Here is a 7,111-nt window from a genome sequence, read left to right as displayed (position 1 = left end):
CTTCGGATGGATGACCCGATGGCGCCGTCTGGTCCGCGACTACGAAAAGCGCATCGACGTCTCACAGGCGATGATCCTCGTCGCCATGGGTGGAAACCTACTACGCCGAAACGCTCATCCCTGATTTTCCAAACGGACTCTGAGCCGATTAGCATTCCAGCCTGATGTACGGCATATCGCCAATCGGATGGTGTAATATCATTGCAATTCAGATATCTCGCCGACGTAGATTTGCCCGCCAGCAACCTGATTTCGCCAATTTCGTCGAGCTCAAGTTCAAGCGCAGCCTCCTCAGCTTCACGCTCATTCTCCGCACAGATAGCGTCGATGTTGATGTAACAATCAAGATCGCCTACCCAGATGCTCAGACCGCTACAATTGCTCATGAAATATTCCTAAGGCCTAACGCATTAAAAAATCTAGGGGTTATTCTGAGGAGTGTAGGATTGATGACGTCTCCTTACTCGTGTCATCGAAGTTTTTTTTCAATTGAGCGAAAAGCGCGACATCGAGATCCCCAAAGCGCTGCGCTTGTTGCCTCAAAAGCGGGACCGAGATTCCCTCGCGCAATTAGACGCCGGATGGCCGGCGAACATACGAACATCGTGGATGAGAGCTGCAGCCAATTATGCTGATCCCACCTTCCGTTTGCCGTTCGATTAATCGCCCGGTTACACATGCAGGACACTGCATCAGCCGTACACCGTCGACTGTTTCGAACCGGACATCATCACCGGCGACGGCGCAAAGTTCTGAGATGTAGCGGGATGGCCTACTGCTGTTGTAGAGCAGAAACGTCCCGCGGCTGGCCCGCGTTAACGCGACATAGAAAAGCCGCCGTTCCTCCGCGTACTCGAATTCCTCCGGCCGTGGGATCACCAGATTGAGGAGTTCGTCATCCTCGATCCTGCTGGGTACGCCGTAGTCACCTTCGCTGACATCCATCAGGATCGTGTAGTCGGCCTCCAATCCTTTCGACCGATGGAAAGACAGGCCCGAAACCTCGATGCAGTCATACATTGGCGAGCCGGCATGGAACGGGTCCAGCATGTTGTATCGCCACAGGACAAGCACCTTTAGGCGGTGCTCATCGCTCTCGCGCCACTGCGACTGAATGCCGCTGAGGAAACGATCCAACCTTTCAAGGATCTTGAAGCAGGCATCGCCCATGCGTGGCTTGCCCCATTCTACTTTCACGGGGATCGCCCTGATAGAACGCCGAACGGCCGGCCGTGATGAAGTGACCTGCTTCGACATCTGTGCGGGATTTTTCTGGATGAAACGGGCCGCGGCTTCGGCTAGCGTCTGGTTGCAGCGATATGTGCGCTGCAATCGGCCCTGCCAGGATGCGCCGAAGTTAGCATCGAATTCGGTGAAGATAGTTATATCAGACCCGGTAAAACGGTAGATTGACTGCCAGTCATCCCCGACCGCGAACATCTTCGTGAACGCCCTCTGATGCTTGAGAGCCTTGATGAGCTTAGCCCGAGAATCAGAGATGTCCTGGAATTCGTCGACGAGGATCAGGGAATAGGGACTACGATAGCGGCCGGCTTCCACTAGCTTAGTCGCATCGCCAAACATGGAGTCGAAATCGATCCGCTCATCCTGCTCCAGCTTCTGCGAATAGGCTTGGGTGATGAGCCAGATGACCTTCGCGAAACGGGTGGCGCGATTCTTGTCGTGCAGCGTCTTCGCCTTTTCCTGCAACATTTCCAACGTGAGGCTGCTGGCACGGATGTGCTTGATGCAGACCCCGATAATCTTGCGGTAGCGTGTCATCACGACGGAGGGGATCGTCTTCATGATCTCCTCGGGTGATTTCGGAGTCAGCTCAATCTCACGCTTTTCCAGCTCGCTCCTGAGTTGGTCGAGCAGCGAGCCATCGGCGGACTGAGCAGATGTTGTCTCGAAGAAATCGGCGCCAATTCTAGCATAGCCGGCCCGCTTCAGCTTGGCATGCTTGACGTAATCCCTGAAGGGCGAAGTCCCGTCAGCATCGATGGCGAAGTGCTCGTGGATCGTGTCGGTGGCTGGGTAATAGAAATCTGGATCGACGTGGCGGATGCCGCCATCCTCGTCCTGGACCTTCGTCCGCCGTTCGTATTTGAATTCGACTGAGTGCTGCCACAGCCAGTTGGCTATCTTCAGCTCTTGTAGGGACTTCACATAGATCCCGGACTGGCTGAGAATGCTCTCCGGCCGCTTGCCGCTATTATCGGCCATATGTCGCCGATATTCTTCAGCCGAGTCGAACTGGGAGGGCGGGATATCAGCCTTGGGATACAGGAGAAGCATATCCGGCCAGAGCGTGCGGAACTCCTCGTTCGATTTCATCAATGCATCGATGATCCCATCGATGAAGCGGGCCTCCCCATGGGCGTTATCCACCCAGTTGGCGAGCTGGGGTGGTCGCCCTTCAGCCTCCTTGATGATCCCAAGGCCGAGCGCGTGGAATGTTGTGATCCGGCATTCCAGCTCGTCCGCTTCAACGCCGAGCTGTCGCGCGATCCGATCTTTCAGCTGGTCGGCCGCGTTTTTGTTGAAGGCCAGCACCAGGATTTCGGACGGGGCATGAAGTCCTTTCTCGAGGACGTAACTCACTTTGCTGACCATCGTCGCAGACTTGCCGGACCCAGCGCATGCCACGAGAAGATTGCTGTCCTCGAGCCGAATGCAGGCTTCCCGCTGTTCGTCGGAAAGGGATAGGCCCTCAAGCTGGTCGAAGAAAGAGCTGAATTCGCGCATTTCGTGTTCAACGAATGCTTCGTTGTAGCGCTGGCGTTCCTCAGCATCGGTCAACATCCTAAAAGATGTTGGCAGGTGCGTTCGTAATGCGGCAGGCATTAGGGCGGCATGAAAGAGTGGGTGGGACAGCGCCAGGGACGCGCTGCCGGGCACTTCTGCGATCGCGCGACTAATGTCTGACTGCGCGAGATATTGCCGCTTGCCCTCGACGATCGCGGTGATGGCCTGGTCGACCACCATGAGTTGGCCTTTGCCTTTATCGATGAGAGCAGCGAGATGTAAGTTCACGAAGCTGTGCAGGTCGTCGCGCAGTTGGCGGGCTGCGTTGCCGGAAAGGCCTGTGAGATTGGTGACACTATCCCGTGTGCGGATTTCGACGGCATGCCAGAGCAATGCTCTCGTCACCGAGATTGCAGTAATGTCGATGGATGCCAGTTTTCCGCTTCCCAGCTTCACGTCTTGAGGCTGGGAACGGATCAGCGTCAACGTCCAGTAGTCGGCAAGAAACAACCGGAGCCACAGACTAGGGCGATACGTCTTCGATCGAGCGAACATGGGGCGTCACGTCAGAGGATGGTGGATTCGATACGCTCGAGTTTGAATGCTGGGCTGTTAGCAGTTCAACGCATTCGCGTTGCTATGATAATCCCATCTTGAATTTTCAGATCCATCGAGAGCGGGCGATCGTGAGTGGAGATATCCATGCCGATTGTTTCAAGGCTATCGAAAATCATCGCGCTTTGAGCCGAGATGCGGTTCATCAGAGCATTTTCGTTCCGCAGAATTTGGGAACGATCAGCCGCGCTAGTGACGGTTTTGATTTTCTCGCGGAGGAGCTGATCCAGCGCAATGGCTACCTCGCCCTGCGGCAGCAAGGCTAATACAGAGGCCCTAATATCCTGAAGCCGATCTTCTTTACGCTTTTCTCGGCCAGGGAAGACAGAGAGGAGCTGCCAGCCAAAGGCGCGCGCGCGCAAACACAAAAGCATTTCATGATAGAGCTTATCGAGCGCTGCCTGCTGCTCATCCAGCGCCTTAATGTACTTACCTTGCCGGACCCACTCTTCGTCTTTCAAGATCTTCAGGGCTTCGGTTTGACTGCGAATGTCGATGGCAAGATGGTTTTGCACCTCCAGCAGCTTGGTCTCGTGCATTTCGATGACGTGGACCACCTCATCCGAGAGCTCTCCGGACAGCACGGACCCAGCAATCTGCTCATAATAGCAGATCGATCCTGTCAGGACTGATCGACGCTCGTTCTTTTGAAACGCAGCGACATCTTCGACGGCCTCCTTAATGTCCGAGAGGTTCTCGCTAATGTCGGCGAGATGCTTTTGCGCCAGCATGGCCGATGCAATATTGAGAGCAGCGCCGGAAGCCGCCAGCGCCGAAAGCTTCCCGATATCGAGTTTAGCGGCTCCGGCGAATTCGCTTGTGCCAATTTTGCGGAGCGTGCCGATTAGGCCACCATGCTTAACGCTCTCAACCAATTCGGTTCCAGCTGGGACAATCACGTTCATGTAGTTGCTTGTCCCAACCTCAACGGCCGTGGCCACGCCGGGGACAGCTTGCAAAACGGAATTTAACCGGCTGATCCCGGTATCATCCTTGCTGACCTTGCGCCACCCATCGTCCGAGTCCGAAAAGCTGATCTGAGCAAGCGTTAGAATAGGGGTTCCGCTATCGTTACTGATGACCAAAGCATCGGAATGACCATCAGGTGGTGGCGTCGAACTGGCCTCCTTGCCTCCCTTACTTGCGCGCGCAAATTCATTATACGTCCCGCGCAGGAACGCAATTTGCATTAGGGAAGCAGCCAGAGCAGGCCACTCTGCGGCGCCGAAAAAGCTCCTGGCCCCCTCAGCAACTGCTTGGCGAGCCTCGTTCACGGCCGCCTGCTGCTTGTCCGCCGCGATTGATGAGAGCCGTTGCGACGTAAAGAGGTTGAGTAAAGTCGTCTCGTTGCCGGCCAGATCGCCATCCTGCGCAGGCAATCCCAGCTGTTTGCATAACGCGCCGATCATCCGTTGATACGAAGGACGGCTACCATCCGTAACATTCAGTGCCTTTTGACCAAGACGGTACACCTCATCGCCGATCTGATCGGTATACCGACTGTGATCCGGAGCATGCCGTTCATAGGCCCGGCAAATCTTAAGTATGCTGAGAGGCGTCTGCGTTAGTGTGTCGACCAAAGGTGCCAATTGCTCATCACTGCTCATACCTAAAATCTTGTAGATGACCGGAATATCGGTGACGTTCGCTGTGGTATCCATGCAGGCTACACCAATCCTCGTTTAAAAATGGATCGACCTGATGTCCATCAGGAACTGCCAAAGGTCAAGATATTGTCGGCATTTGCGAATTATTCGGCCGGAGCCTGCAGATTAAATGCGACTATTATTTCGACGCGATCGTTTTTTGATTAAGGTCACAATGGCAGATTAATCCGCAAGCTGCCTAGGGAAGGAGGGCGCCTGGAATGGCCGGAAAGTCCTAGCTGCCACCTACCACGGCCTACCAAAGTCGGCCAGCACGTGTCGACATTATGCTCAAGTCGACGATATCTTGCATTATGCCAATGATGTGCCGCAACCAGACGGCTATCGGCACTGAAAATCCCCCCCCTCCCCCGCTCCTCCGCTCGGATAATCGGAGAGCAATTCAGCCTTGGCCGCCCGCCACATCCTACGCCGTTCTGCTTCCGGCTCGGGAGGCAGGATCATCGAGAATGGACTGGTTGAACGTAGAGTTCTCCCGGTCGGGGACTTCTGAAGCATATAGGCGATGATCTCATCGATGGATCGCCTCAATAGAAAGCGCCATGCCCTGTTTCCAATGGTCGCACGATGGCTTGCCAGCTGCCGGTCATTCTCCGCCTGCGCCTGAATGATGAGGTCCGGATTGGCCCGAAGCGCGGCGACATGACGACGGGCCAGGATGAGTTTTCTCCGCTCGCCTATGTCGTGCGCATTCAACTCATAGGGCGGCGGCTCTTCAATTTCCCGCATCCAGTATCGGCAAGGCAGATGGACGATCCCGAAGACGTTGATCTCGGCCTGGGGGTATCCATTTTCGATCAACCAATCCTGCAAGCTCTGCCCCTCACCAAGAGTGAGGGGCTTGGGAAAGCCATAGCGCCAGCCATGGGGCGGATCGATCATCGTCACTTTACGCATGAGCCGCCCTTTTTCTGAAAGCTGATCCAGGCGTTCCATGCATCATGGCAGCCACTATCCGAACAGACGTCGCGTGCCTGGCCGGTAAACCCATTCATCGACAGCCGGCGTGCCGGGAGCAGGATATGGATGTGAGCGGCATTTGATGAACCCGCCAAATAGGGCAGATGGAGTACCATCAGTGCGGCCAACTGCTCCTGACGGACAAAGTAGCTTCGCACCCATGCCCGCACCTGCTCCCATCCCACATGCGGTGGCTGATCTGATGGCAGTGTCAGGGTGAATTGGGCGTATCCGGTCCGCTCAGCCCCGGGCAGCATCGCATCGTAGCGCTGCAGCAGATAGCTGAGGTCCATATATTCACCGCTGGCTGCGTCAGGCAGCAGCAAATCATGACGCGATGCCTTGTGCCCGGCAGGCGTCAGCTTCGCCATAACCATGTCGGTTATTCCGGCACGATGTACATCCTGTTTGTAGAAGTAGCGGATATATTTGAAGCTGCCGTCATCGGCAGGATCCAGCGTGAAGCAGGACAGCATCTCTGGCTGATCGGCCGTGGCAGGCTTCGATTTGGCTTTGCTCATGCCGCCTCCTGCCACTGCGTGCTCGTCTGCGCCGCCAGCGAGAGACCGGCTTCAAAGCACCGGGCATCGGGGCAAGGCGCATGGGTGGAGAATTGCAGGCCGCGCCGGTGTGCCAGGATGAATGGCTGATCGACTTCATCGGGCGGGCAGAACCAGTAGCGGTCCTCAAACCATGCGCGCTGATAGCCGGTAAACCACTGATCGTCTTTGCAGCGGTAAATGTCGTATTTCGCGACTGGACCAGAGAAGCGCGCGAGCAGCAGGTCCATGCCATACTGCCGGGCGACTGCGCTAACGTCATACAGCCCAATGTTCGGACCGGTCCGGGTCCCGACGATCAGGAGATTGGCGCCTTCCAGTAGCACGCCATGCCGCGCGCCCGGGAAGCGCTGCTCCGGGCTGAAGTCGATCGGCCCGCCAATATCCGCCGCCAGCATCATGATGCCGCGATAGGTCGCGGCTTTGATCCACGGCAAGCCGTTCGCGCTCCCGAAGGAGCGCGGTGTAACATTATTCTGCATTTGTAAGACTTTCGCGTTGAGGGCGCGCGGCAGCCGAGCGGTGCCGCGCCTTGCCCCTTTTTCATTCCATTTTTGCTCA

Annotated in this window: 5 protein-coding genes and 1 pseudogene; 1 reads left to right on the top strand and 5 read right to left on the bottom strand. The window is 56.1% G+C overall.

Features of this window, described 5'->3' with window-relative positions; genetic code table 11:
* A pseudogene (locus AC13EK_RS06420) lies at nt 1-124 on the top strand (IS5/IS1182 family transposase); the annotation flags it as partial.
* A 446-nt stretch (nt 125-570) separates the two neighbouring features.
* Here the strand turns inward: AC13EK_RS06420 and AC13EK_RS06415 are convergent.
* From AC13EK_RS06415 to AC13EK_RS06395, 5 genes are all read right to left on the bottom strand, one after another.
* Nucleotides 571-3,234, bottom strand: a complete 2,664-nt coding sequence (locus AC13EK_RS06415) for a UvrD-helicase domain-containing protein (RefSeq protein WP_483022089.1) — start codon at nt 3,232-3,234, stop codon at nt 571-573.
* 134 nt (nt 3,235-3,368) lie between these two features.
* Nucleotides 3,369-5,024 (bottom strand): hypothetical protein, encoded by a 1,656-nt coding sequence (locus tag AC13EK_RS06410; RefSeq protein ID WP_069337926.1) that lies wholly within the window; start codon nt 5,022-5,024, stop codon nt 3,369-3,371.
* A 327-nt stretch (nt 5,025-5,351) separates the two neighbouring features.
* Nucleotides 5,352-5,966, bottom strand: coding sequence for a hypothetical protein (locus AC13EK_RS06405; protein WP_234792446.1), 615 nt, complete (start codon nt 5,964-5,966; stop codon nt 5,352-5,354).
* Entirely contained in the window at nt 5,915-6,511 is a 597-nt protein-coding gene (locus AC13EK_RS06400; protein ID WP_125989808.1) for a hypothetical protein, read from the bottom strand. The genes AC13EK_RS06405 and AC13EK_RS06400 overlap by 52 nt, the downstream gene beginning before the upstream one ends.
* The coding region (locus AC13EK_RS06395; RefSeq protein WP_483022088.1) for a hypothetical protein at nt 6,508-7,111 on the bottom strand (604 nt) is incomplete at its 5' end. The genes AC13EK_RS06400 and AC13EK_RS06395, both read right to left, overlap by 4 nt.

Source organism: Sphingobium sp. L-44 (assembly GCF_056859495.1).
The sequence above is the reverse complement of the archived record's forward strand: the minus strand, read 5'-3'. Positions and strand labels throughout refer to the sequence as shown.

What these genes read in the sequence shown, in the direction of transcription:
- AC13EK_RS06400 (WP_125989808.1), bottom strand. Translation starts at nt 6,511, where the DNA reads ATGAGCAAAGCCAAATCGAAGCCTGCCACGGCCGATCAGCCAGAGATG.
- AC13EK_RS06410 (WP_069337926.1), bottom strand. Translation starts at nt 5,024, where the DNA reads ATGGATACCACAGCGAACGTCACCGATATTCCGGTCATCTACAAGATT.
- AC13EK_RS06405 (WP_234792446.1), bottom strand. Translation starts at nt 5,966, where the DNA reads ATGGAACGCCTGGATCAGCTTTCAGAAAAAGGGCGGCTCATGCGTAAA.